At 64.3% G+C, this 26,047-nt stretch carries 11 protein-coding genes; 9 read left to right on the top strand and 2 right to left on the bottom strand.

All coding sequences use genetic code 11. The annotated features are described in order from the left end of the window. The first annotated feature begins 420 nt into the window (after nt 1-420). The 7 genes from KHN96_RS02365 to KHN96_RS02335 all read left to right on the top strand — a co-directional run bounded on the left by KHN96_RS02365 (nt 421) and on the right by KHN96_RS02335 (nt 9,509). On the top strand, nt 421-1,338 hold the full coding sequence (locus KHN96_RS02365; protein WP_425314429.1) for a restriction endonuclease: 918 nt from the start codon (nt 421-423) through the stop codon (nt 1,336-1,338). 94 nt (nt 1,339-1,432) lie between these two features. Then, nucleotides 1,433-2,272 (top strand): hypothetical protein, encoded by an 840-nt coding sequence (locus tag KHN96_RS02360; RefSeq protein ID WP_082062905.1) that lies wholly within the window; start codon nt 1,433-1,435, stop codon nt 2,270-2,272. Continuing rightward, nucleotides 2,273-4,588: a UvrD-helicase domain-containing protein gene (locus tag KHN96_RS02355; RefSeq protein ID WP_082062906.1), complete on the top strand. Its 2,316-nt coding sequence runs from the start codon at nt 2,273-2,275 to the stop codon at nt 4,586-4,588. Between the two features lie 423 nt (nt 4,589-5,011). After that, nucleotides 5,012-5,290: a hypothetical protein gene (locus tag KHN96_RS02350; protein ID WP_045219308.1), complete on the top strand. Its 279-nt coding sequence runs from the start codon at nt 5,012-5,014 to the stop codon at nt 5,288-5,290. A gap of 863 nt (nt 5,291-6,153) precedes the next feature. Continuing rightward, complete coding sequence (locus KHN96_RS02345) at nt 6,154-7,707, top strand: methyl-accepting chemotaxis protein (RefSeq protein ID WP_062738720.1); 1,554 nt, start codon at nt 6,154-6,156, stop codon at nt 7,705-7,707. Between the two features lie 25 nt (nt 7,708-7,732). Then, on the top strand, nt 7,733-8,251 hold the full coding sequence (locus KHN96_RS02340) for a GAF domain-containing protein (protein WP_062738721.1): 519 nt from the start codon (nt 7,733-7,735) through the stop codon (nt 8,249-8,251). 85 nt (nt 8,252-8,336) lie between these two features. Continuing rightward, nucleotides 8,337-9,509 carry an EAL and HDOD domain-containing protein gene (locus KHN96_RS02335; protein ID WP_181817439.1) on the top strand — a complete coding sequence of 391 codons (1,173 nt, stop codon included), beginning with the start codon at nt 8,337-8,339 and terminating at the stop codon, nt 9,507-9,509. 417 nt (nt 9,510-9,926) lie between these two features. Here KHN96_RS02335 and KHN96_RS02330 read toward each other — a convergent pair whose 3' ends face one another. Beyond that, the gene (locus KHN96_RS02330) at nt 9,927-11,003 is read right to left on the bottom strand and encodes an FUSC family protein (protein WP_045219312.1); all 1,077 of its coding nucleotides are present in this window, start codon (nt 11,001-11,003) and stop codon (nt 9,927-9,929) included. A 263-nt stretch (nt 11,004-11,266) separates the two neighbouring features. Here KHN96_RS02330 and KHN96_RS02325 point away from each other — a divergent pair, with 263 nt between their 5' ends. After that, nucleotides 11,267-13,438 carry a PTS sugar transporter subunit IIC/EAL domain-containing protein gene (locus KHN96_RS02325; RefSeq protein WP_062738724.1) on the top strand — a complete coding sequence of 724 codons (2,172 nt, stop codon included), beginning with the start codon at nt 11,267-11,269 and terminating at the stop codon, nt 13,436-13,438. On the opposite strand, the gene KHN96_RS02320 is transcribed toward KHN96_RS02325, so the two are convergent. Then, nucleotides 13,439-14,110 carry a hypothetical protein gene (locus KHN96_RS02320; protein WP_238587572.1) on the bottom strand — a complete coding sequence of 224 codons (672 nt, stop codon included), beginning with the start codon at nt 14,108-14,110 and terminating at the stop codon, nt 13,439-13,441. It lies immediately after the preceding gene. A gap of 623 nt (nt 14,111-14,733) precedes the next feature. On the opposite strand from KHN96_RS02320, the gene KHN96_RS02315 reads away from it, so the two are divergent. Continuing rightward, on the top strand, nt 14,734-26,043 hold the full coding sequence (locus KHN96_RS02315; protein ID WP_115044470.1) for an LWXIA domain-containing protein: 11,310 nt from the start codon (nt 14,734-14,736) through the stop codon (nt 26,041-26,043). Nucleotides 26,044-26,047: the final 4 nt, after the last annotated feature.

The following is a 26,047-nucleotide window of genomic DNA, read 5'->3' as shown; positions in this document are numbered from 1 at the left end:
GTGTCATGACTTCCTTTTGGGAGACGGTAAGTGTTGCCGGACGCCGCTTGTGGCGGCCACGGAAAGTGCCCACGATCTTAGGAGGCGGCATACCCAGTCGCATCCCCCAAAAGAAGGTGCCAGTGATGCTTGTTATTGAATTCAGATATCAACTAAATATAAATCAGAGGCAGAGCTTGGATTTTCATTAGCAGAAAGCAAAAAACCCCCATAAAACCCCACCAATGGGGGCAGCGAAATCGCAACCCATCGTCTATGCTGTTTCCCGGCAAAAAACGGCGCCCTGATTTGCGTTGGGATTATCAGAGAAAGCGCCTAATCCAAAATATCTAAAAACAGCGGGCCGGGGGATGATGAATGGGGCGTAGGAGAAAACAACAACCGTCCACGAGCGATCTGCTTCTTGCGTTGCCGTGGTGGATGCTGGCGATCGGTTCGCTGGCGAGTTACCTGGTGTTGAGCCTCGCGCCGGCAATATTCCGCGGCAACCCGATCCTGGCGCCGCTCGCGATGCTCGTTCGCGGGCTGGCGTGGATGCCCGCCGTATTGCTGGCGTTCTTTGCCCTGTTGTCGTACCTGCGCGAGCGCAGCCATCAGGCCGATGCCCGGCTCGGCCCCGTGCGCGCTGAGCCTGCCACGCGCGGCCGGTCATCCCACGCGCCGCTGCGCACTGCCCACAACGCGGCAGACCACCAAGCGCGCAGCCCGGCAGGCGCCACTGCCACCCCAACCCAAACACCCACCCCCATAGAACCCGCCACGCCGCAGCGCTGGACGCTGGAAGCCATCCAGTCGCTCGAGTGGAAGCGGTTCGAGCTGCTGTGCGTCCAGTACTACGAACACATGGGGTTCACCGTGAAGACCGTGCCGCACGGCCCGGACGGCGGCATTGACGCCACGCTGTACATGGCCGGCCAGGACGCGCCCGTGGCGGTGGTCCAGTGCAAGGCGTGGTCCAAGCCCGTGAAGGTGGAACAGGTGCGGGCGCTGGGGGGCTCCATGCTGGCACACAAGGTCAAGCGTGGCGTGTTCTGGTCTTTGTCCGGTTATGTCGGCAACCCGGTGCAAGAGTATTCCGAGCTTGCCGGTATCCAGCTATTGGACGGGCCAGCGGTGCTTGAGCGCATTCGCGCGCTGGCCGAAGACAAGCAGGTCGCGCTGCTGGCGAAGGTGTTTGAGGGGGATTACCGGACGCCTTCGTGCCCGGCTTGTGGGGTGAAGCTGGTGGCGCGGAAGGGGAGGAGTGGGGCGTTTTGGGGGTGCAGTAATTACTGGAAGGGGTGTCGGTATACGTTGCAGATGGGGCGCGCCTTGAATACAAGCCCGTACCGGCAATGAATTGGTGGGGCATGCTGGTTTGCAAAGCCCTGTGTCTTGTTGTGTGGCACAGCCTGATGGCTCAGTTCGCAATAACAACCTACGGAAAATGAGAATGTTCGATTCACCCCTTGAAGGTGAGTTTACTCAAGGAACGGTGTTTTCCTGCGCGCATGCCGAAAACTATCCAATTGCTGGTGTACTCGGATTAGTGATTACCGCGAGATGTGACGCTGCGCAGGACAAAGTCCCTGTGTTTAGTTATGTTCCCGTTGTATCAATAAGTCGCTGGATGATGCATGATGGTGCCTTAATCGTTCTGGAGAGGATTGAGGCAGATCTAATAAATACGTTCGCGAACAATTTGAGGGATTTTTCATTATCCGATTCTCTTATTAAATCTCATGAGATGTCCGTTATATACGACGTCCATTTGAGGAAATATGAGGATGATCGTGGAAAGAAGAGTAAGTGCGAAAAAATCAAGGGCGTGATTGATAGCCTTGAAGAGTGCCGCTATATCAAGAGCAACCCCAAAGAGGTTGATCGTCTAACTTGCCTCCTTCGCAAGTTTGACGAAAAGGTTACCTCAGTGGTGCGAGATCTGACGGACAACAAGTTAAGTGGATATTACTTGCTTCGTGATTTGACTTCACTGAATGATGAGGATGGGACTGATTTCGTCGCCCTATTGCGTGAAGTTCATCACGTGGCGACGCCGATAGCAAAAAAAATTGCTCACGGGTTGCACAGAGAGGCTGTAGCAACTGCGCATGTTGTTTGTCCTGCGTTCTATGGTAATGATGAGTTGTCCATGCCGATAGCAAAGCTTAGGTCGCCGTGGATTGAGCATCTAATGCAGAATTTCACGCTTCTTTTTTCGCGTATTGGGGTTAAAAATAACAATTACATGGAAGTAAAGAGATCGCTTTACAAGATTGGAATTGGAGGTTAAATGAAATTTTTATATGTGGATCAGTTGGCTGCAAAAGAGCTCATCTCGGAGAGAACTTTGCAATCCGCTGAATTCGAAACCGGTGCGCTGTTGGTTGAATTTCTGAGGTCGACAGTTAAGACTATTGCACTCGGGCCTCAAGTGATTGGTATTCGACAAGGCGAAGGTTGTTATGTGATAAGTCAGCATGGGCAGAAGAGTAATTTCATAGTTTTTGACTATGAAGAGGCTCCTCTTCTAATCTCTAGGGATGGTAACAGTGTTTTGCTTGTCCTTCAGAAAACGCTGAGATTTGCAATTAAGCTGTGGGATAAATTGAAACCCAGCTCGCATGAGCGAATACTTAGTAACAACAAAGCCGTTGTATTTCCTTACCCAATTGGGATGCAGACGGAGTTACGGGTCGTTATTGAAAGAAATCCTGATGAGAAAAGGCGTTCAAAACGCGAAGACGGGTCTGCACTGTTGGTCTATAAGTTCTCTGATGCTGAGGGAGACGGCGTTTCGGAGGTGCCCAGGTTAACGAATTTTCGTAAGGCAAGCGAGGGCCGAGAAGATGCATACAAGGGAGCGATTGAACAGTTATCCCAGGTCCAACGCATTAATCAACCAGGAAGTAAGGCTCTCGCCGTGACTGAGTTGGAGAGCTCAGTTCTTCATAACCCCGTCCAGCAGGCAGGTGTTCAAAGTTGGCTTTCTTTCCTAACGAATAAGCAAAAAGCTTTCGTAGAAAGAAACCTTGATGTGCCACACCGTATTGAGGGCCCTGCGGGTACAGGAAAAACCCTTTGCCTCGTTTTGAAATGTCTTCACGCATTAGAGGCGAAAGCGAAGGAGCAGCAAGAGCATAAAACACTGTTTATTGCGCACAGCGAGGCGACGAAGCGAGCTATCGAGAATCTATTTGCCATGAACGATTTGTTCGGATTTTCCGATACAGAGCGTTCCCCATTTGGTAGATTGCAAACATTAAAAATATCGACTCTTCAGGAGTTGTGCGCCGAGTTGCTTCATCAGGATATCTCGGAGTCGGAGTTAGTTGATAGGGATGCCTATGAGTCGAAACAGATTCAAACCCTTTATGCACGGGAGGCGGTGGAATATGCGATGGCGAAGGAGTTTCCTTCCCACGAACCATTTTTGTCTGAAGGATTCAAGCAGTTTCTAAGAGAGTCCGATGGCTGGGTAATCGCGGACATGCTGCAGCACGAAATTAGTGTCCAGATAAAAGGTCGTGCAGATCAAGATCTAACAAAGTATCAGAAATTGCAGCGCCTGAAGGTAGGACTTCCAGTGGAGAATTCCGGGGATAAGGCTTTTGCATTTATAATGTATGAGCATTATCAAAAAGAGTTGGTTTCTGCTGGCCAGTTTGATACGGATGATGTTGTTCTGAGTGCGATATCTCAGATTAGTACGCCGATTTGGAAGCGTCGTCGACAAAGGGAGGGTTACGATAGCATCTATATTGATGAAACTCATCTTTTTAATCTGAATGAGCTATCCGTTTTTCATAGGCTGACTAGAAATGAAAATATGCAACCTATCGCATATTCGGTTGATAGGTCTCAAGCGTTAGGCGATCGAGGATGGACGGATGAATCCTTCGATCTTGCTTTTGATCCTGATGCTAATGCCGGAGAAATTGCTCCAACTCAAATAAAATCAGTTTTTCGGTGCTCTCCCGATATTGTCAATTTGGCATTTTCGGTTACTTCGTCAGGGGCGACGCTGTTTACCAATTTCCATAACCCTCTAACAGCGGCAGTAAGTGCGTTTACTCAGGAAGAGGAGCGGAAGTGTGAGCGGCCAATCCTTCTTCAGTACTCTTCAGACTCCACGATGTACGCGGGTGCATTTTCCCGGGCTGAGACTATAGCAAAGGAAATGAGTGCCGCGAAGGCGGATGTGGTAATCATTGCCTTCGGAGACGAGATTTTTGGTGAACTGCAAAAGCGGGCCCGAGAGCTAAACAAGCCAGTGGAGTTGGTGAAGAGTCGAGGTGATATTGAAGCAGTTAATAGAGCGCGCGTCTCGGGTCGATATGTGTTAACTGCACCAGAATTCGTTGGTGGGCTCGAATTTGGAGGGGCGATTTTGGTTGGTATCGATAACGGGCGGGTGCCGCCTCGCGGTATATCCTCCTACGAGGACAGTCAGAATTTCTTAAGCTACGCCTCGCACCAGCGAGTTTACGTGGCGCTTACGCGTGCACGCTTTCGAGTTGAAATTCTTGGCACAAAGGCCCGGGGTGTCAGTCCGCTTCTCAATAGCGCAATCGCGTCCGATTTGTTGGCTGTTGGGGAAGGTTTGTAAGAATTAAATATCTCGCATAACCCATATATCACCTTTTACGTGGAGACGGTTTGCCAACTGGTGCCAACTTGCATTGCCGCTTATCGACCGGCTAAACTCCCCCCGCTGCGGCAACAACCGCAGCCGAGACTGCAATCTCGATCGATCCGTCCGGAAGAAACATCAAGTTTCTACCGCTGCTGTCGTTCGCCCCTACGGGCGGGCCTCGGCAGGGAGGGCTTAGGCCCTGCCGTCTTGATGGATCGTCGGTATTGCAGACCTTGTCGTGTGCCCGCCCACCCTCCCAGGTGGGTGGCTCCTCACTCAACCAGAGGGCAAGACAATGGATCAACCGACCCAAGCCATACCCATCCCACGCGGGCATCGCCCCGCAATCTGTGACTTCCCACGCATCGCGCAACGTCCTCCGTCCGGAGGTGCCCGATGAGCCTGCAAACCAACCGCCAGTATCTGCAGGGCGCCATAGGCGGGCGAGAGTTTCTGCGGCGCACGCAAGCGAGTCTGCAACTGCATCGGCAGTTCGAGCCCAAGACGTTCCGCTGGGAATATCAGCTCTACGTCCAGGACAAGTCCCCTGAATATCAGGCCGGCTTTCTGGACGCGATTGGCGCCTACATGTTGATCACGCTGGAGGGGGTGTTGGTCGATCTGTACGGGTGGGAAGTGCTGCGCGTGCTGGAAAGCGCAAACCGCAAGAAATAAGAGAACAGCAGGAAAGGCGACCCCGAGACGGGCGGGGCACGCTATACCGGGGGACCTACCCAGTCCTTGACGTGCCGAGCCCAACGGCCCACGCACGATGCTCAACGGCCCGACCGCAGACGTCTGTGGCCCAATCGCCGAGCGCCAACGTCCAAGCGCCGCTCGCAGACATTCAAAATTTCGACCGCAAACACGCGCGCACCGAGCGCAGACACCCGCGTGCCGATCTCAAACAGTCGCACCGCGGTCAGCAGGCCAACCGCCGAGGTGTTAGGTCCGACAAATCGGAGCTTTGAGGGCCGAAGGTGCGGCTCAGAACTCCAACGGTGGAGTCCAGAACCCGGAGTCGCGTTCCGAACCCTGAAAGAGCCGCCGCAAGCCCCCGCGCCAACAGCGGTCGGCATTGTTCCCGGGAAGACACAGCCGCGGCCGTCGTGTAAGCGTCGCGTAATGTTATATCGCGCGCTATTTGTGATGACGGCCCGAAAGTGCGCCAGGCAGCCCAACGTTGCGCCTCGAAAACGTTCTCTATGGGCCCGATACGGAAAATTCATCGCTGGCGCGCTACCTTAAATGGAGTAGGTAGAGTCCCTCGCCGCTGCTCGTTGCACCGGTTTTGTGCCAAAAAAACCGCACTGGGCCCCCGCGCCAGAGGGGTGCAGGAAACGATGGCCCGGCCGTAGCGGCCACCGCAGATCGTTATAGAGCGCAACAAAACGTGCGTACGCGTTTTGGTTGTGTTCGGTTTTCGCAAGGATTAACTATTTCGGAGTAGACAACTTTGCCCGAACAACCATCACAGAAGCCCTTTACGCTCCAGCAAAACAAGCTTCATACAGAAGCACTTTTGAGCGGGGGGCTCCATGACGGTAAAGGCAAAACTCATCAGCGCATTCGGTGCGCTGGCATTCCTGGTGGCCGTGGTGGCCGGCATCAGTTGTTATCAGCTGAATGCCCTTGGCGGGCAGTTCGGAGATTTTGAAAGCGGCGTGTACCGCAGAACAATGCTGGCGCATTCGGTCAGGGCGGCGGTGGAGGCCCGTGCCGTTGCGGTGCGCAACTTGGTCTTGGCGTCCAACGAACAAGATCGATTGAAGGAAGCTGACGCCGCTGAAAAAGCGCATGCCGACGTTCAGCAACGGCTCGCGCAGCTGGAGTACGAAGCCAAGACCAGCGCCAGCTCCACGGATGAGACCCGGCGCTTTGTCGATAGCATCCGCGCGGTGGAAAACAAGTACGGCCCGGTTGCCGTTGACATCGTAAAACTCGGCCGTGCCGGGCAGCGCGACGCCGCTATCGACAAGATCAATCGCGATTGCGTGCCGCTGCTCGCCGCGCTTGTCGAGGCCGTTCGCGCATACGACGAGTTCGTCGTCAAGCGCTCAAGCGAAGCCGTGGAGAACGCGCGGTCCTATGCGGTGGCTGGCGTGCGGGTCGGCATTGGCGCGGGGCTGTTTGGCCTGGTGTTGGCCAGTGTGCTCGGGTTCGCCATTGCGCGCAGCCTGCTCCGCCAGCTCGGCGCAGAACCGGTGGCGCTGGCGGACGCTGCAACGCGCATCGCGGGCGGTGATTTCCGCGCAAAGGCGGGCTTTGAAGATGCGCATCCGGGCAGTGTGCTGGCCTCCATGAAGACGATCTGCGATGGGCTGGGCACGCTCATCGGCCAGATTGGCGAAGCGGCGCACTCCGTTTCCGCAGGCTCCACGCAGATTGCAAGCGGCAACGTCGATCTGTCAGGCCGAACGGAAGAGCAGGCCTCCGCGCTTGAAGAGATGGCTTCCAGCATGGAAGAACTGACCACCACCGTGCAACAGAATGCGGCCCACGCGCAGCAGGCGGCAGCGCTGGCAACCAACGCGTCGAGCATCGCGCAACAGGGCAGCGCAGACGTGGGCGATGTGGTCAGCGTCATCAACAAGATCAGCGACGGCTCTGCGCGCATTGGCGAGATCACGGGCCTCATCGAGGGCATTGCCTTCCAGACCAACATCCTCGCCTTGAACGCAGCGGTGGAAGCAGCGCGCGCTGGCGAGCAGGGGCGCGGCTTTGCCGTGGTGGCGAGCGAGGTGCGCGCCTTGGCGCAGCGCTCGTCCACGGCCGCCAAGGAAATCAAGGAACTCATTGAATCGTCGCGCGCGCACGTCAAGGAAGGCGCCATCGTGGCCGACCGCGCCGGCAAGACGATGGAATCGGTCACGACTTCCGTCGCTACCGTGACGACGCTGATCGAAGAAATTGCAGCGGCGTGCACGGAGCAAAGCCAGGGCATCGCACAGGTTCACATTGCCGTGTCGGAGATGGACGAAATGACACAGCGCAATGCCGCGCTTGTTGAGGAGGCTGCGGCCGCGTCGCAAGCGCTTGAAGAACAGGGTAAGGCGCTCGCCCAGTCGGTGCAGAGCTTCCAGGTCGCATAAGAGACCGCCTCCCCAGGAGACACGAATGACCGACCATTCAGCAGACGCACGTGAAAGCGCGCGCGTAGAAGCGGTGTTGGCCTGCGGCATTCTCGACACCGCGGACGACCCCAAATTCGACCGGCTCACGCGGCTTGCCTGCCATGCGTTGGGCGTACCGATGGCGCTGGTTTCGATTGTTGACGACCGGCGCCAGTGGTTCAAATCCCGCCACGGATTGGACGCACGGCAGACACCCCGCGAATGGGCGTTCTGCACCTATGCCATCCAGGGTACAGAGCCGTTCATCGTGGAAGACGCGGCGGCTGATCCGCTGTTTGCGGACAACCCATTGGTGACGGGCCACCCGTTCATCCGCTTCTATGCGGGCGCACCGTTGTTCGATCGATCCGGCTACGCGCTGGGCACGTTCTGTGTGCTCGATGTCGTGCCCCGGCGCATCGATGCCGCACAGATTGCTGTCCTTCAAGACCTCGCCCACTTCTGCTCGCACATCATCACGTCGGATGCGGACGCCAGCGCGTCGGCCATGGCGGCGCAGTGAGCGCGCCAGTGGAGGATCATCTGAGAGAGCGGGCAGCCAGGCGTTGATCGGGCGGCAAGCGATCGTGGACCGGGCGGGCGCATTGGTGGCCTATGAACTGCTTTTCCGGGGGGGCACACACGATACGGGTGCGGAGTTCTCCGACGGAACGCTGGCCACAAGCAACGTCATTCTCAACACGGTGAGCGAGTTTGGCGTCGACCGGGTTCTGGGTGATCTGTGCGGGTACGTGAATATCGGCCAGCAAGGCATCCATCTCGCGCTGCTCGAGATGCTGCCTCCGCAGCGCTTTACCCTCGAACTGCTGGAGAGCGTGCAGTTTGACGAGGCGACGATTGCCGAGTGCAGAGTGCTGAAGAAGCACGGTTATCGCCTCGCTCTGGATGACGTGACGGACATCGCATTGGTGCCGCGCCAGATGCTTGAACTGGCTGACGTCGTGAAGGTGGACGTGGGGGCGGCAACGCCGGCTGCCATTGACGACATTCTTGCCGCCGCACGTTGCTACCAGTTCAAGGTGCTGGCGGAGAAGGTGGAAACAGCGGCGCAACATCTGTTGTTGCGCGAGCTCGGCTTTGACCTGTTTCAGGGCTATTTCTTTGCACGCCCGGAAGTCTTGGCCCAGCGGCGGTTGCCGGAATCGACGAACAGCCTCTTTACGCTGCTGCAGCTGTTGACGCAGGCGCCATCGGTTGCGCAGCTTGAAAGCCTGGTCAAGAAAAGCCCGCTCCTGCTGACGCGGCTGATGAAGCTTGCGCAGTCCGCCGCCTACGGAGACAGGCGCGGCAGCACCATCACGATTCGCGACGCCATCATGCGGGTCGGCACGAAAACGCTGGGCCGTTGGGCGGAGTTGCTGCTGTTTGTCGGCGCGGCAGAGACGGACCTCGCCACCAACCCGCTCTTTCGGATGGTGGCGGTCAGGGCGCGGTTCATGGAGCTTTTGGCGAAGGCCGTCTCGCTGGGCAACGATGCGTTGGCAGACGCGGCCTATCAAACCGGCGTGTATTCGCTTCTGCATGTGCTGGCAGGGCAGACGCAGGACGAATTCATGGCCCAGACTTCTGTGCCCGAAGCGATACGCAAGGCGATTGCCGCCCGCGATGGCGTGCTCGGGCAGTTTCTTGGCGTGGCCGAAGCACTGGATCTCGACTGCAGCCCGCCGCCGCCCTTACTGCAGCTCGGGCTGTCCGAGCGCACGGTGATGGCGCTGCATTGCCAGGCGACGCTCGGTGTCGCACTGGATGTTCGGGCCTGATATTCCCCCTCGGCCCCCGGTAACACATTCCCGCGGTTCCATCGGCCCCACCGGTGCGGACTTTGCGCTCGCCAACGTTGCGAGCGTTTTTTTTTGGGGGGCACAGCCTTTTGTGGAACGCACCGAACTGGCCCAAAAGCTCGGGGCGCTGCTGCAGTCGGTCTCATGGCGCACTTGTCTATGCGGGGCTGGAGGCGAACGCAGCCATGTGCATCGCACCGCAGACCGGTTGCGGCACGCTGCGCTGCTCGATCTTCGGCGCGACCTTCAAGGATGCGCAGCGGGTGGGGGCGTCGTGGCCCATGGTCGCGGCCGCCGCCAAGGCATGTTGCGGGGGGGGGGGGGGGGCCGGGGGCGGCGCCCGCGGGGGGGGGGGGGGGGGGGGGGGGGGGGGGGGCGCCGAGCCGGGCCCGCGCTTCACCCGATATTCCACTGCGGCGCAATCGCCAGCAGTTGCCGCCGCAGGTTCTCGATCTCGTTGGCAAAACCGTCGGCCAGCGTGCTCTCCACGGTGGGCGTGCCGAGGGTGTGGCTGACGTCGGCGGAGTCGGCGGCGCGGGGGCGTGCCAGCCGCGCCAGCGTGCCAAACCGCAGCGCGCGCGACATGCCGATCAGCGTGTCGCGAATGCGGCGGGCGCCGGCACCGGCGGCGGGCAGTGCGGCTGGGCTCGGTTGGCCCGGCGCGCCGCGCGTGGCGTTGAGCAGTTCCAGCGTGCTGATGCAGATGCGCAGGCTGCGCTGGATGTTCTCCAGGCGCTCAAGGGGCACATCAATTTCTTTCGATACCGACGGCATGAGCGAGCGCAGCTGCACCAGCAGCGTGTTCAGCTTGCCGAGCTGCTTGCTGCGTTCTCCCTTCGCGCCTTCCGGCTGGCCGAGGCTGGCATACACGCGGGCGCATTCGCGCAGCGCATCGGCCAGCCGGTAGCGCCACGAATACGTGGCATACAGCGGCAGCGCAAACGAGAACAGCAGCGCAATCGCAATCCCCACCAGCACGTTGAGCGTGCGCCAGGCGCCGTCGAGCAGGTTGTTGTCGCCATGGCCGACCACGATGACGAGCGTGATGGCCGCCAGCAAGGCGATGTACCCGCCCTTGCCGATGGCGTGATACGCGCAGATGCCGCACGCGGCGGCCACCAGCGCATACGTGAGCGGCAGATGCCCGAGCCACGTCTGCTGGACGATGATCAACAGCCCGGCCACCGCGCCGATGAGCGTGCCCCAGGCGCGCTCGGCCGCGCGCTTGCGGATGTTGCCGTGGTGCTGCAGGCCCGCGATGACGATGAGCAGCGAGATGGTTGCCCATTCGCCATGCCGCCAGCCGAAGCCCGCCGTGATGGCGATGGACAGCAGCACCCCGAGCCCGACGCGCGTGGCGTGGATGTGCCGCGCATGGCGATAGCGCCGATGCGGGTCGCGCAGCAGCCGGAGCAGGGAGAGAAGCGGGGCCGGGAGTTTCAAGGTGCGTGGCGCACGAAGGGAAATCGACATGAGAGCAAGGCTTGTAGATTCTAGGGCGCGCCGCGCAGTGTGTGCGCGCCATCTTGGTGCCGATGTTCCGGTGCGGTGCGCAAGGGCCGGAAACCATCGGGGTTGCCCCTGGGCATTGCACGAACCTTGCCACGTGGGGGAGCATTTCTGGCGGGCAGGCGCTTCAGCCGGCCCCGGGCGTTGCCGTTTATGATGCGTAGCCCGATCGTCACGCCTTCGGCTCGTGGCATCGACCCGATCCACTACAAACAAGGTCCGACCGTATGACGACGCATGCGCCATCGCCCTGGCTCCGGTTGCTGAGCGCTGCACAGCGGGTGGAACGCATGCCGTATTTCATTGCCATCCGGCGCGGGCTGGCGTTGTCGTTGCCGCTCATCATGGCGGGCGCCCTTACGCTGCTGCTGCGCGATCCGCCGGTGGCCGGCGTGCGCGGGTTCCTGGTGGACGTGTTCGGTGCGCGGCTCGATGTCTTCTGCAACAGCGTGCTGGCCGGCACGTTCGGCATTGGCTCGCTCGTCGCGCTGTACGGCTTTGCCGATGTCCTGGCGCAGATGCACAACCAGCGCGTTGGGCATCGCGTGGTCAGCCCCGCCGTGGCGGCGGTCGTGGTGGTGTCGTGCTTCTTTACGCTCGTCGTGCCGGCTGCGAATGCCAGCGTCATGGCCTCGCTGTCGCTGGGGCAGGGGCTGTTTGCGGCGCTGGTGGTGGCGTCTCTGGGCGGGAGCCTGTTTCTGAAGCTGTGCAGCGTGCGGTGGCTGCGCATTCCATCGGCGCATCTCGGCAACGATCTGCTGGTGGGCGATGTGCTGGCGGTCTTGCCGGCCGGCATGCTGACGATCCTCACGTTTGCGGCGCTGAAGGTCGCGCTGACGTGGGCGTGGTGGCCGAACCTCGTGGCGATCTGGAACTCGCTGCTGGCGGCACCGGTTTCCGGGGTGGCCAACCGCCTGCTGTTTGGCCTCGGCTACGAGACCGCCGCGCAGGCGCTGTGGCTGTTGGGTGTGCATGGGCCCAACGCGCTGTACGCGGTGCAGCAGCACGTGCTGGAGCCGGCCGCACATGCCAACGTGGCGGCGGTGGCGCTGGGCGAGCCTGCCCGGTTCATCTTCACGTACGACTTCTTCTCGGTGTTTGCGCGCATGGGTGGCTCGGGCGGCACGCTCAGCCTGATCGTGGCGCTGCTGCTGTCGAGCAGCACGCTGCGCGGGCGCAAGATGGCGCTGCTCGTCATGCTGCCGGCGTTGTTCAACGTGAACGAGCCGCTGCTCTTCGGGCTGCCGCTCGTGCTGAACCCGGTGTATGCGATTCCGTTCATCCTCACGCCGCTGGTGCAGATCCTGATCGCCTATGCGGCCATCGTTGCCGACCTGATGCCCAAGACCGGCTACAGCGTTGTGTGGACCACGCCGGCGCTCTTCAGCGGTTACGCGGTCACGGGTTCGTGGGCGGGGGCGGTGGTCCAGCTCGTCTGCCTGGCGGCGGGCACGCTCATCTACATGCCGTTCGTTCGCATGGCCGATGCGGTGTCGAGCCGGCGGCGGCAGGCTGTGCTGGCGTCGCTGCAGCAGATTGCGGAATCGCCCGAGGTGAGCCTGAAGGGCAAGCGGTGCCTCGACCTGCCGGGCGACGAGGGCCGCATGGCCGTGGCGCTGGCGAGCGACCTGGAAGACGCGATCCGCAAGCCCGGGCAGATCTTCCTGGAGTTCCAGCCGCAGTTGGATTGCCGCACGGGCCGCGTGTTCGGCGCCGAGGCGCTGCTGCGCTGGCAGCACCCGGTGCTGGGCCGCGTGGCGCCGCCGCTGGTCGTGGCGCTGGCCGACGAGATCGGCCGCATGGATGCCCTGGGCCTGCGCATCCTGTCGCTCGCGTGCCGGCAGCGCGCCGCGTGGCGCAACGTGTTGCCCGACGATTTCGTGGTCGCCGTGAACCTGTCCCCCCGCCAACTGGAAGACCATGACTTCCATCACCGCGTGATCGACCTGCTGCGCGGCGAGGGTTTGCGGCCCGCCGTGCTCGAACTGGAGATCACCGAATCGACGGTGCTGCTGCCCGGCGCCAATGCCATCGACAACCTGAAGCGGCTGCGCGAAGCCGGCGTGAAGGTGGCGCTCGATGATTTCGGGATGGGCCACACGTCGCTGCACTACTTGCGCGAGCTGCCGCTGGACACCGTGAAGATCGACCGCTCATTGGCCGATGTGACGGCCGGCAGCGTCAACGAACACATCGTGCGCAGCATTGCCGGCCTGAGCCGCACGCTCAACATCTCGACGGTGGTGGAGGGTGTGGAGACCGAGCGGCAGCTCACGCGCCTGTTTGCGCTCGGCTGCGACCGGTTTCAGGGGTACTTCTTCAGCCGGCCGCTGGCGGCGCACGTGTGCGAGCAGTTTGTGCTCGGTGCCAACCTTCGGCCGTTCGTGCAGCCCGCCTGACTAGCGATACCGGCCGACAAACGCCTCGCACTTGCGCACGCGGGGGAGCCTGGCCGCCCATCGGTAGAGCGCTTCCACCAGGCCCTTGCTCGCCGTGACGGGTTGACCATTGATCTGCCCGAGCAGTTCCGCCTGGTTTGGGTAGGGCTTCTCGAACAGCAGCTTCAGCCCGCTGTCGCCGAGCGCCAGGTAGACGGCTTCGCGCGGCTCGAACTGCAGCGTGAACGAGTTGCTGCGCACGCTCGTGGCTTCCACCGCATCGGCAAAACTGGCGATGAGCGCGGCGTCTTCGGTGCGGTATTCGCAGCCCGTGTCTTTGAGCTGGGCTTCATCCACGGCCCTGAGCGACACCACGGCGGGGTCCATCAGGTACAGCGTGATCGCACGCGCCTTGCGCATGCGCGCGCTCAGGCCTTCGGCCGCCCAATAGCTTTGTTCGACCTTCACGACGGGTGCCGCCGTTGGCGCGGGCGCGGGTGCGGGCGCTTCCCGTTGGGGGCCTTCTGCCTGCTGCGTTCCGGCTGGCACGGCTTCGGCCTGAGGTGCGGGCGCCTGGAGCGCCCCGATCTGGACGACTTCCAGCTGAAGCGCCTCCGGTTCCGTCTGCCCGAATGCCGCTTGGCTCAGGCTGCAAACGCCGGCCAAGACCAGAGAGATGATCTTCTGCGACAACTCCTGCCCCTTGAAACATCTGTTGTAGTGCCGTGCATGCTAAGCGCAGGCCAGGCGGGCATCAAGCGCTTCGCCAGGCCCGCTGGTGGTTCGCGTTTGCTGCGCGCCACGCCGATGCGGGCCGCCAGGCTCGGGGCGTGGCGGCATTGCGTCCGCCGTTGATTGCGCTGGCCGCCGCGTGATCGTATCCGCAACGCTTCCGGCAGCGGCGTTGTGCCGTCCGCACGCTCGCGGGCAGCGACGGGCGACCTCACCGGCGGGAGCAGATGGACGATCCGGCATGCGCGCCACCTGCTGAAGACGATGGTGTGTGACACCAGCGACATCACCACCGCGCCATCGGCATGACATGCGTTGGCCGGGTGGGACAGGGCCTGCAGCGTCCTGTCGCCCAGACCCGCGCGCGGCAGACGGACGGTTTGCGCAACTGCATGAGTCCGCGTCAGCCACGCGCGGTGCCGAGCGGCGTCGGCGCGACTTCGCGAAAAATCGCTACTGGATCCCGTAGTCCGCCGCACGGAGCCGGGCGGCTCGCGCGTTTTTCTACGAATTTTCCGGATAGGCGGACTTGGCAAGCGCGGCAATCATGGGCGAGTGCTCGTAGTCTGCCCAGGAGAACCGTAATGCTCAGAGCCATCGACGGCGGTGGCGGCATCCCGACGCCGCCCAAGCCCATCCAACCGCCGCCGGCGCCCAGTGCGCGCGATGTGTCCGATGCGGAGACGGCGCTGCGCAATGCGCTCCAGGGCAAGGCTTGCGACGACACGGAGGCGCTGAAGGCCGCCGTCGAGAAAATCCAGCAGACGCAGCCCGGCATCAACCGGGAGGCCCTTGCGCGGGCCGCCATCCTGCTGCAAGCCGCGCACAACGGCCCCGCGCATGCGACAGCGCAACCGAAGGTGGACGCGCTTGAGCAGGCCGCCAGCCAGGTCGGCCTCACGCACGTGTTCGACAACACCACGCTGGATGGCGCCACGCATGCGCTGTCGGACAAGCCGCTGACCACCGACAAGGCGCCGCCCCCGCAGGCCGTGACGCTGCAAGACGCGCGGACCGCCATCCAGACCGGGCTCGACCGCGGCATGACCGAGGCCGAAGCCGTCAACGCGGCGCGCGCCCAGTTCGGCGGCAGCGAGCAGAACGAGACGGTGCTGAGCGAAGCCGCCCTGACTATCGCGGCCGAGAAAGCCGTGGCAGACGGCAAGGTCCCAGCCGACGCCGACCCGATCCAGGATGCCGCCAAGCAGGACGTCTGGCTCGGCATTTTCTCCAAGCCGACCATCGACAACGTCGTGAAGACGCTGCACGTCGAGCTCAAGCCGGCCGCCAACCTGGACGACACCGTCAGGGCGACCCAGACCGCCTTGGAGACCTGGCAGAAGGACAAGGCCGCCAATGCCGACGCGGCCACGCTGGCGCGCGACAAGCAGGCCTACCACACCGCGCTTTCCGACGAACTGAACGCCGCTGCGGGGCAGCCCGACAGCCAGTGGCGTGCCGATCCGCTGCAGACCGACCGGCGCCTGCTTGCCGAGCGCCTGGTCGCGCAACGCAATAGCGCCGCAAGCGGCGCGCAAGGCGTACCTTCGGCGGCCAGCGTGCTGAACGACCTGCAAGCCGCCCAGATCGTCGATGCCGCACAGGCCGCGCGTGCCTCGGGCGGCGCCGGCGGCAACCTCAAGGCAGCGCAGGCGCTTACGCAACACTTGCGCGGCGTGGCCGACACCGACCCGCTCTATACGAGCGTCATGGACGACGCACGCACGCAGGATATCCAGGCTGGCGCGCTGCAGGACATCACCCACGCCAGCGGCAAGGACCCGCACGACACATTGGTGGCCGAAGGCAACGCGCTGTCGCGCTACAAGGACACGGCGCTGTACAAGGGCCTCGTCCACTCGGTGCTGAACGCCGGCATCACGCACGACAACATCGCCAAGGTGGGCACGCCGGGTGAGCTGCGCGACATCGCGGCACTGCTCGAAGACGTGCAGCGCGCCTCGCCGGAGCTGGCACAGGCGCTCTACACGCAAAACCTGCAGGGCAAGATCGACAGCAAGATCAAGGCGGGCGACCCCGAGATCTACGCCCCCAGCATGAAGACGCTGGACGAGCGCGACGACTACTACGGCCCCATCAGCCGCATCGTCAACGCACTGGGCGGCCCCAAGAGCGACGGTGCGGCGCATGTCATGGGCAGCCTGCGGTCCTTCCTCTCCAATGCGCAGGCCGACCTGGACCGCTACAAGGAAAACGGCTACACGCCGCCCAACACACCGTTCGACACGCTGGGGCTGGCCAAGGCCAACAATGCGTCGATGGCGCCGTACCAGGCGATCATCGATGAAGACCCGAACGGTGCGCTGTCGAAAACGCTGCAGAAGCACACCGGCCTGAAGCCGTCGCCGACGACGGTGCAGGTGGGGCCGGACGATGCGGCCCACCTGTCCAAGGCCCAGGCGGCGCTGAACAAGGCGCTGGGCGGCGGCACGGCCGATGCGGCCGGCCTGCAGAAGGCGCTCGATGCCGCCCGCAACGACAAGGCCAACGCCGACATCAGCAACCGCACGTGGGCGCAGGCAGCGGTGCTGGCACGTGCCCAGGCCGTGACCGTGGCGCGGCAGCAGGACAAGACCGGCGACAAGTCAGGCGACAAGGCCGCGCAGCCCCCCAGCGACCCGATCGACCAGGCCACCAAGGATGTCGATGCCGCCCAGCTGTTTACCGAACAGGATCTGCAGGACGGCGTGAACGCCCTGCGCAAGGGCAACCTGGCGGCGACGCCCGATGCCAAGACGCCGGACACGCAGCGCGACGGCGCCCAGCCCGACACCACCGCCCATCTGAGCCAGCTGGTGGCCAGCGGCATGACGCTGCCCGAGGCGATTGCCGCCACGCGGGCCTGGCTCGGCGGCAACGAACAGAACGAGGCGATGCTGACGCAATCCGCACTGACTGTGGCGGCGCAGCAGCACCTGGAGGACTACTACAAGGACCCGACGCAGGACCCAGTGGAGGCCGGGGCCAAGGACCTTGCCAAGCTGAACGTGCTGGACCCGGACGTGCTGCGCGTGACGGCCGGCATCATGAAGCAGGACATCCAGCCCGACCAGAAGGCGCTCGACGGCGCGGTCACGCAGGCCCGAACCGATTACGCGGCGTGGCAGGACGCCAAGGCCAAGTCTGACAAGGCGCCCGACAACGCAGAGCTCAAGGCCGCTGCCGCACGCGCCCTGCAGGCGTATCACGACGATCTCGACAAGGCGCTGAACGTTGCCGCCGGCCGCAAGCCCGAGGATGGCGACTGGCAGCTCAGCCCCGACAACGTCGATACCCTGTGGAAGGCGCAGAACGCCGTCACCATGGCCGGCATCGCGCCCGAGATGGACGCGGCGCGCGGCACCGGCAAGAACTCGCCCGAGTTCAAGCAGTTGCTGACGAGCTTCCAGCAATGGCAGACGGCGCTGGGCGCGCAGCAGGCGCTGCACATTGCCGCGCACGCCCTGCAAACCAACGGCGGCCCAGGCAAGGGCGACGCGGCGGCGGCCAAGCGGCTCACCGGTCTGCTCGCGGGCATGCAGTCCGGCGACCCGCTGTTCGACCAGGTCATGGGCGACGCGAGCGTCTCGGGCCTGCAGCAGCGCGCGCTGCAATCCATCCTCGACCACGCGCCGATGATGTGCACGGCCGCCAACGACGGCAAGGATTCGCCGCAGGGCCGGCTCACTGCCATGGGCACGGCGCTCGATGTCTACAAGGGCACGATCTTCTACGCGCAACTGCTGGACGACACGATCCAGGCACCGCAGACGCAGTCGCTGTTTCAGCAGAGCGGCGCCCAGGTCTTCGGCAAGGACAAGAAAGACCAGGCCAACGCAGCAGCGGACCAGATGAACGGCGTCGCGCCGGACCTGGCCGCTGCGCTGTACCACAGCCAGTTCCGCGGCAAGCTGGACGTGACCGACCTGAAGGCCATGTCGCGCATCTACGCGGCCGCGGGCGGTGCACGCAACCAGGACATGACCGACCTGCGCAAGCAGATCGAAGGCCTGATGCTCAAGCCCATCGACAAGGGCGGGCTGGGCACGGAATCGGTCGATTCGCGGCTGAACACGACGTACTTCGTCGGCGGCGGTGGCATGGCCGTGGTCACCGGGCAGGATTTCGGGCTGGCGGATGTGAAGGACGACAACGTCCCGATGCAGCTCACGCAGGACATCCTCGGGGACAACATCGACGACGAGGTCAGCAAGGAGATCCGGCGCGAGACCGGCATCAAGGAGGCCTCCAGGCCGCCGGCGCCCGTCAGCACCGCGCCCCACGCCACCAATGCGAGCCCTCGGCTGCAGAACGATCTGAACTGGACCCCCGACACCGCAGGCGTGAGCTCAGGCACCACCGCCGGTGTCACGGCCAGCGGCAACACCGTCGGCCTGCCCTGGCAGGACGGCATGCACACGACCACCAGCCAGGCCCAGGTGTACAACGCCGTGGGTCAGGCATACGGGCTGGACCCGACCTACACGGCGCGCACGCTCGGCGAGCAGCAAGCCATGGCCGACGGCCAGTTCGCGGAATACAGCGGGAACGAAGTCGTCTACGACCACAAGGGCCACAAGACCACGCTGGCACAGGTGGCCGGCCAGCTCATGCGCGGCGAAGGCGTGACCACGCCCAGCGGCACCACGCCCGTGGTGCTCACCTCGCTGTCGATGCAGTGGTGGGACAACCGCGAGGGCAAGGGCGACGCCAAGCGCCTGGCCATCATGGAGGGCATCGGCACCGACGGGCGCTATATCGACGTGGGCCCGGCCGATACCACCGTGCGCAACGGCTATGGCGAGTGGGAATCGCACAGCGGGCTGGATCGCGGCCTGCTGATCGCGCAGCCGCACTGGGTGGTCGATGCCAACGGCAACCTGATGACCGGCGACGGTTACTGGAAGACCTACAAGCCCGACGATCACTGGTACAACTGGGAGCACCTGAAGACCGACCTGGAGATCGGCCTGACGGTGGCGGCCGGGATCATCACCACCGTCGTGCAGCCCGAGACCGCTGCGCTGTGGGCCGTGGTGCTGTCGAACCTGGCCGATGCGTACTTTGCGGTGACGGCCGTGGCAGGCGCGGCACACTCGATCAATGCGCTCTCCACCGCCGAGGGCCGTGAAGACCCGTGGAACTGGGTGGGCCTGGGTGCCAACGTGCTGGGCGGCGCCGCCGGTGTCGGCGGGCTCATCAACCGCACGGCCGTGGCTGTAGCGCGCGTGGGCGCCTACAACGCCGATCTCATGGAGGCGATCAACGCGGTGCGCATCTCGCGTGGCGCGAGCGCCGAAGAAGCCGCGCGCATCAGCCTGCTCAATGACAATCGCTGGGCATTGCGGCCGTTCCAGAACAACCTCACCAACGCCGTGCTCAGCCGCGCGCTGTACGGCTCGCCCGCGGCCACCGCCAACGCGGCGCGACGGCTGAATGCCGTGTTTGGCGTCACGCGCAACCCGGGTGTCGCTGCCGATCTCACGCTGGGCACGATGCGCCTGCAGCGCTTGAACGAGGCCATCCCGCTGCTCAACCGGGCCGACGTGCTCGCCAGGCTGCCGGCACGCCTGCGCCGGCTGGCGGGGCTGCAGTTCCTGGGCGGCGGCGCGCTGGCGTATCGGCTGATGGGCACCGGCGCGCTCAACACCAACCTTGCCGCGATGCTGCACCAGGGGCAGTCGCTGGCGGCATCCAACGGGCAGGCGACGGGTGAAGACTGGGTGCAGTTCTTCACCTCGGCCGGGCTCATGGGTGCCGGCATGGGCGTGGCGCGCCAGCATGGCGCGTCGCAACGGCGCGCCTACGCGGCCGCGGTGGCCGACCTGGCCGCATCGGGCGTGCGCATGCCGGGCGTGGCGCCCGCCCCGGGCAGCTCGCCGGCGCAGCGCGTGCTGCCGGAGCGGGGCCCGCGTGGCGCCGAATCGGCACTCGAGTCGCAGCAGGCGCTGCTGGCCCGCGTGCAGGCGGAAGGGGCAGACGCAGCCAACGGTGCGTTGAGCAACAAGGACGTGTACCGCCTGTACGCCCGCACGGGCGGCGTCACGGGGCCGGAAGACACCATGCCGGGCGAGTTCTATTTCCCGCGCCTGATCGCCCTGGCAGAGCAGCGCCCCGAAGGCGCCTACACCGTGTCGCAAGCCGACGGCGCCTTCGTTGACAGCACGATGCCGACGGAAGGCCGCGCGCGCACCACGTTCTATCACTTCATGCGCGAGGACGGCCTTGTCGACCCGAACGCCGTCACCGAGCGCGTCTATGTCAACGCCAAGACGCCGCACGTGCTGGACGTGCTCGACTTCCTGGTGCGCGGCGTGGTGGATCAGCCCGGCCGCTTCCCGGGCGTCTATGCAGCCAAGGCGGCCGGCCCCGACGCCGCCGGCCCGCGCGCTGACAACATCGTTGTGTATGCCACCGACCGCGCGGCTGTCGATCGCGTGGTGGAGGCGTTGCGGCATTACCAGCAGCAGCATCCGGACCACTTCCACGACACCGTGCCGTCGATGACGCAGGCGCAGTTGCGCGGCGTGTCCACCGCGGCGGAGCCCACGCCCGCGATGGTGGACCGGCTGCTCAGTGCCATCGACCGTTTTGCCGCCGGCAACACGCAGTTTGGCGCCTCCAACATCGGCCGCACGCCGGGCCCGGAACAGAGTTTTGGCAGCATCCGTGCCTATGCGATCTCCCTGGCGCAGCACGACACGGTGCTGGCGCAGCAGGCCGCCGCGCAATACGGCGTACCGTTCGACTACAGCGCCGCGCTGCAGAAGGCCACCAGCCGGCGCTTTGCCGAGATCGGCGTCGACCCCGCCAACCCGGCGCGAAACCTCGGCGGCCCCGTGGACCGGCCGGCCGGCTCGCCCGACTACAGCGGCACCGGCACGCAGTACCGCCCGCAGGATGCCACCTACCAGACCACGCCGGGCGATCGCGTGACGATGGCGTTTGGCGGCGCGCCGCTGCCGCCCGCGGCCCATGCCCTGATTGGCGCCTCCGACACGCTCACGCGCCAGTTGCGCCTGCTGCACGACGCCGGCTGGGCGGTGCGCTTCGGGCGCAGCAACCGCGGCTCTGCGGTCGATGCCGAGCGCAAGACCATCACGCTCGATGCCAACGCGCCCGACGCCGGGGCGCTCGTCTACACGCTGGGCCATGAGACCGATCACGCCGTGAAGGTCGAGCTCGATCTGCTGGGCCTGCAAGGCCAAAGCGAGGGCAGCTACGTGCAGACCGCGCTCGCCGCCGAGGCCAGCGCGCAGGGCAACGCGTTCAACGTGCGCGACGAGGTGCTGGCCGCAACGGGCGTGGACATCGGCGCCCGCGCGCAGATGCCGCAGCCCTTGGAACAGGCCTATGCCCAATGGGACGCCAACAACCCCGAGGCCTACCTGCGCCTGGCGCAGACCATGGGCAGCATGCGCACGTCCACGGCGCCGGACCAGACTTACGCGCAGTACTACGCCTCGCGCTGGAACGGCGCGGCGCCCGGCACACCGCACATGCCGGCACCGGCCTCGGCGGCGGCATCGAACGCTCAGAAGGCCGCCGCGAAGGCCGCCGAATGGCTCGACGTGAAAGACCTGCGCACGCTGCGGCACGTGCCCGGCGCCGAGGTGCCCAAGCTGAGCCAGCTGGCCACCAAGGCCGGCAGCAAGACCGTCCTGATCGCACTCAAGGACACCCGCCAGCCGGACGGCACGCCGGTCATCGTCGCCACCACGCAAGTGCGTGACGACGGCACCTTCGCGCCGCCCACGGCGGTGCGTGGCAGCAACGTGCCGAAGATCGTCAAGCGCGCCGTGCGCGGCGACAACTCGGCAATGCGCAGCGCACGCAAGGACGTCGACTTCTACATCAGCCCCGTGTCGTACGAGCGGTTGCAGGCATTTGGCGGGCCATCGCGCATCAATGGCGATGACGGCTCGCACGTGCTGTCACCGGCGGCCGACAAGATCGACGCGAAGGTCGTGGCCGATATACAGCAGCTTGGGCACGCCAAGCGCTACAAGAGCGTGAAAGACGCCACCGACGCCGCGAAGGACAGCGACATCATCTACGTGATCGACAGGAAGGGCGGTGCGCCCAAAGGCTATGCCAGGCGCGGCACCGACGGCACATGGACGTACCACGTGGATGCGCCGATGGACGGCGCCACCGTGCCCGGGCGCAGCCTCGAAGCCGCCTTTGCCCGGCAGCAGACGCACGGCGCGCGCACGCTGCGCAGCGTGCGCTTCGTGGTCAGCTCGATGCAGCCCGAGACGGTCAAGGAGCTGGGCGGCTTCCTCAAGCCGCGCACGCTGTGGAAGCAGGCCGAATACGGCATGCCGGCCTTCAAGCCGGGCGAGATTGCACAGGCCGCCACCACATTGAACCGGCGGGCCAACGGCGGCTTCCTGCGTGGGCGCGCGGCGCAGCTTCTGCAATGGCGGCAGCGCACGCTGGAGGCGCCCGTCACGACCGGCACGCCGCTGGAAGGCTCGGCTCTCGGCTACGCCGACGCGCGCATGCTGCCCGAGTCCGACGCCCATGCGCTCGACTACAGCGGGCCGAACATCGCCCACCTGCGCGACCTGGCGAAGCAAGGCTGGCTCGAAGCCGGCACGCACTACATCTACGTCTACGAGACGGCCGACCACGCGGGCAAGCTCGCCCGCCATACGCCCACGGGCCGCCTGGAGCCGGACGGCGATACCGGCAACTCGCTCACGTGGTATGCCGCCTGGAACAAGCCGGCCACGCCGCACAACGGCACCCCGGCCAAGGAATTGGCGATCGGGCACGACAGCTTTGGCGCGGATACCCACTTCCTGCTCACGCGCCTGCCGCCCGACCAGTTCGAGGCATGGCAGCGCAGCGGCAGCGGTCTGGAGATTGGCGTGTACCAGCCGGTGCTCTCCAGCACCACCACGGTGGCGCTGCCGCCCGACGCGCCCAAGCTGGGCAACCTGACGCGGCCTCTGGACGAGGTTGAACTGCTGGCCGGCAAGAAGGACGATCCCTACGCCAGCAATGTCGAATTCAAGCCCGTCAAGGACCATGCGCCCGAAGTGGTGATGGCCGATGCGCAGCTGTGGCGCAAGCTCAAGCTCAAGCTGCGCGTGGCGCGCGACGTTGCTGCCAACACCGTGTCGCGCCGCGTGCCGTTTGCGGGCAAGCGCATGGCACAGCGGTTCTCGGCGGCGGCCACGGCAGACCGGCACATGGTCAACACGTTTTTGCGCTCGGAATTCCCGCTCCAGGCGCGGCTGGCGCCGATGGGCCGGGCATACCGCCTGCGCGACGATCCCGCCAAGGCGCTGGCGTTCATCAAGAAAACCGGCGGCGCCATGCCGGTGATCTCGCTCGTGGTGGACCCGTATTCGCTGCGCGCTGCCGTGGGCAAGCGCCAGGACCCGAGCTTTGTGCAGGCCGCCAAGCAGATCGACGTGAACAACGCGACGATCGACCATGCCAACGCGCAGATCAAGTCCGGCAGCGGCGCCGACCAGAAGAAGCTGTTCCTCGACGATCTGCATCAGTCGCATCTCGACAAATGGCTCGACCTGTCGTCGCAGACCGGCGTGGTCATCCGGCTGGAGTTCGCGCCGTCGCGGCCGCTGATCGGCACCAACAACCACTTCACCGCACGCACCAATGACGCGTACGACAACCACGTGCGGCTGTTCTCGATGCTGGAGAAGTGGGGCGCCACCCATGCCGATGCGCCGGCGCCCCACGTGATGGTCAGCTTCCACGGCTGGGATACGGTGCTCGAGCCGGTGCCAGGCGGCGGCAATGCCAAGCTCGTCGAACAGGTGCTGGAGCGGCCCACGCTGCCCTGGGTGCACATGGGCGTGTCGTACGCCACCAATGGTGCTGATGCCATCGCCAACGAACGGCTGAACACCGCCGTCGCCGACATGGTGCTGCGCTTCGAGCAGGACGGCGCGCCCACCCAGGGCCGGCTGCATGGCGACGATGCCCTCACGCGTGTGTTCGAACGCCCGTCCAAGAGCCAGTACGACGCGCAGAACCAGGTGCTGCTGGCCGAGATCGCGCGGCTTGGCAGGCAGAAGTACAACCTCTCGGACAGCCAGGTCAACGCGATCATCGACCGCGTCTTCAACGGCAACACGACCGCACTCGTCAATCGTGCCCGCGCCACCGAGATCGCCTTTGCCAAACCGCTGTGGGACGCCAAGGGGCGCCTGAGTCCGAAGGAGGAACTCGCCAGTCAGTTTGCCAAGCAATGGACGGACGAGATGGGCGTGGCTGCGCGCCCCGCGGGCGCCAAGGCGCTGCCGGCATCGGCCCGCGACCCGGCCACACCGCTGCCCACCTGGAGGCAGATGGTGGAAAACGAGAAGGCCCTGTCGGTGGACGCGTCCGGCGAGCCGCAGAGCGCGGGGCGTGTCCAGACCACGCAGACCGCGCGCAAGGTGCTGCTCAAGCCGGAACAGGCATCCGCGGAACTCAATGCGCTGGGCGTGGAAGGCGCCAAGCCCAAGCTCGGCACGCGTGCGCGCGAAGTGATGACCGTGGGTGCCTCCTTGGCAGGGGGCGCCGGTGCGGTGCTGATCGGCATCCCGGGCACCGGGGCGAACACGGTTTCGCTGGCCAGCAACCCCTCCATGCTGCTGCTGCGGGTCGGACGCTCGGCGCAGGTGCTGCATCAGGCGACGATGGCGACCATCGAGCGGGCCGATCCGCGCGTCTTCAGCGAAGCCACGCAGACGATGGTCGACCGGCTCGTCAAGGCACTGCCGGACCACACGTCGGAGAAGACCGTGCCGGCCGACTTGGCCGACATCGAAACGCGGCTGCGCACCTTCGTGGCCGAAGCCAACTGGAGCGTGCACAACATCTACCAGCGCCTGGGCAATCGCGAAATCACGCGCACGCAGGCCACCGAGGCTACCCAGGCCGTGTCGGCCGACCTGGTCAAACAGATCCAGGCCATCTTCAGCGGCACCGGGCTGCAGCAGGTGCACCTGGGCCACCCGCGCACCAAGCTCGGCTATTGGGGCCGGCAGCTCGCCATCGGCGGTTACAGCGCGGGGCTGGCCTCGTATGCACACGCCATGGCGACCAAGGCCTGGACACTGGCCCACGATTCGGCCATCTGGTACGTGCTGCCCACGGGCGGCACGGTGGCGTCGATCGCGTACACCACCGGCGTGCTGCTCGGGCGCGGCCGCAACATCGACATTGAGCAGCGCAGCCGCACGGTGCGCGGGCTCGATATCTCGGCGGACACGCTGGCCGCCACCGGCGGCATGCTGCTCGGCGCCGCGCAGATGATGGGTGGCGACTACCTCAAGGGCGTGCCGATGCTGCTGTCGTCGGGCGCGCTCGGCCTCTCGCGCTTCAGCTCGCACTTCCCGAACGCGTCGGAGTTTGTGAGCAAGCACAAGATCGCCATCGCGCTGCTGCCGCTCTCGGCGTATGCATTCAACCTGATCAAGCCGCTGTTCATGCAGGACGACAAGAACAAGCGTCCGCCCGGCACACCGGCTGTCACGCAGTCGCCTGGCGCGGCACCGAGCGCAACACCGAGTGCATCGGCATCGCCTTCGGTGTCGCCGTCGCCAACCGTCTCGCCGTCCAGCTCGTCTTCGCCATCGGCCAGCGCGAGTGCGCCCTCAACCAGCCAGCCGCCCGGCACATCGGCCACCCCGCAGCCCACGCATTCCGAATACGTGGTGCAGCCGGGCGACACACTCAACGGCATTGCAGACCGGTATCGCACGCCGCTGCTGCACGAGGCACACGTCTCCGATGCGCAGCGCCAGGCGATGTCGCACGAGCAGCAGGTCGAGGCCGCCCTGGCGCAGCTGCTGCAGCTCAACCCGCAGTTCGCGCATCGCAATGTCGGGCTGATCCACCCTGACGAGCCGGTCGTGATCGTGCCCTGAGCCG

The organism is Ralstonia mannitolilytica, from assembly GCF_905397375.1.
Taxonomy (GTDB): Bacteria; Pseudomonadota; Gammaproteobacteria; order Burkholderiales; family Burkholderiaceae; genus Ralstonia; species Ralstonia mannitolilytica.
The sequence above is the reverse complement of the archived record's forward strand: the minus strand, read 5'-3'. Positions and strand labels throughout refer to the sequence as shown.

Bases quoted from the DNA above. Each gene is read 5' to 3' on its own strand.
- KHN96_RS02365 (WP_425314429.1), top strand. From the start codon at position 421: ATGCTGGCGATCGGTTCGCTGGCGAGTTACCTGGTGTTGAGCCTCGCG.
- KHN96_RS02360 (WP_082062905.1), top strand. From the start codon at position 1,433: ATGTTCGATTCACCCCTTGAAGGTGAGTTTACTCAAGGAACGGTGTTT.
- KHN96_RS02355 (WP_082062906.1), top strand. From the start codon at position 2,273: ATGAAATTTTTATATGTGGATCAGTTGGCTGCAAAAGAGCTCATCTCG.
- KHN96_RS02350 (WP_045219308.1), top strand. From the start codon at position 5,012: ATGAGCCTGCAAACCAACCGCCAGTATCTGCAGGGCGCCATAGGCGGG.
- KHN96_RS02345 (WP_062738720.1), top strand. From the start codon at position 6,154: ATGACGGTAAAGGCAAAACTCATCAGCGCATTCGGTGCGCTGGCATTC.
- KHN96_RS02340 (WP_062738721.1), top strand. From the start codon at position 7,733: ATGACCGACCATTCAGCAGACGCACGTGAAAGCGCGCGCGTAGAAGCG.
- KHN96_RS02330 (WP_045219312.1), bottom strand. From the start codon at position 11,003: ATGTCGATTTCCCTTCGTGCGCCACGCACCTTGAAACTCCCGGCCCCG.
- KHN96_RS02325 (WP_062738724.1), top strand. From the start codon at position 11,267: ATGACGACGCATGCGCCATCGCCCTGGCTCCGGTTGCTGAGCGCTGCA.
- KHN96_RS02315 (WP_115044470.1), top strand. From the start codon at position 14,734: ATGCTCAGAGCCATCGACGGCGGTGGCGGCATCCCGACGCCGCCCAAG.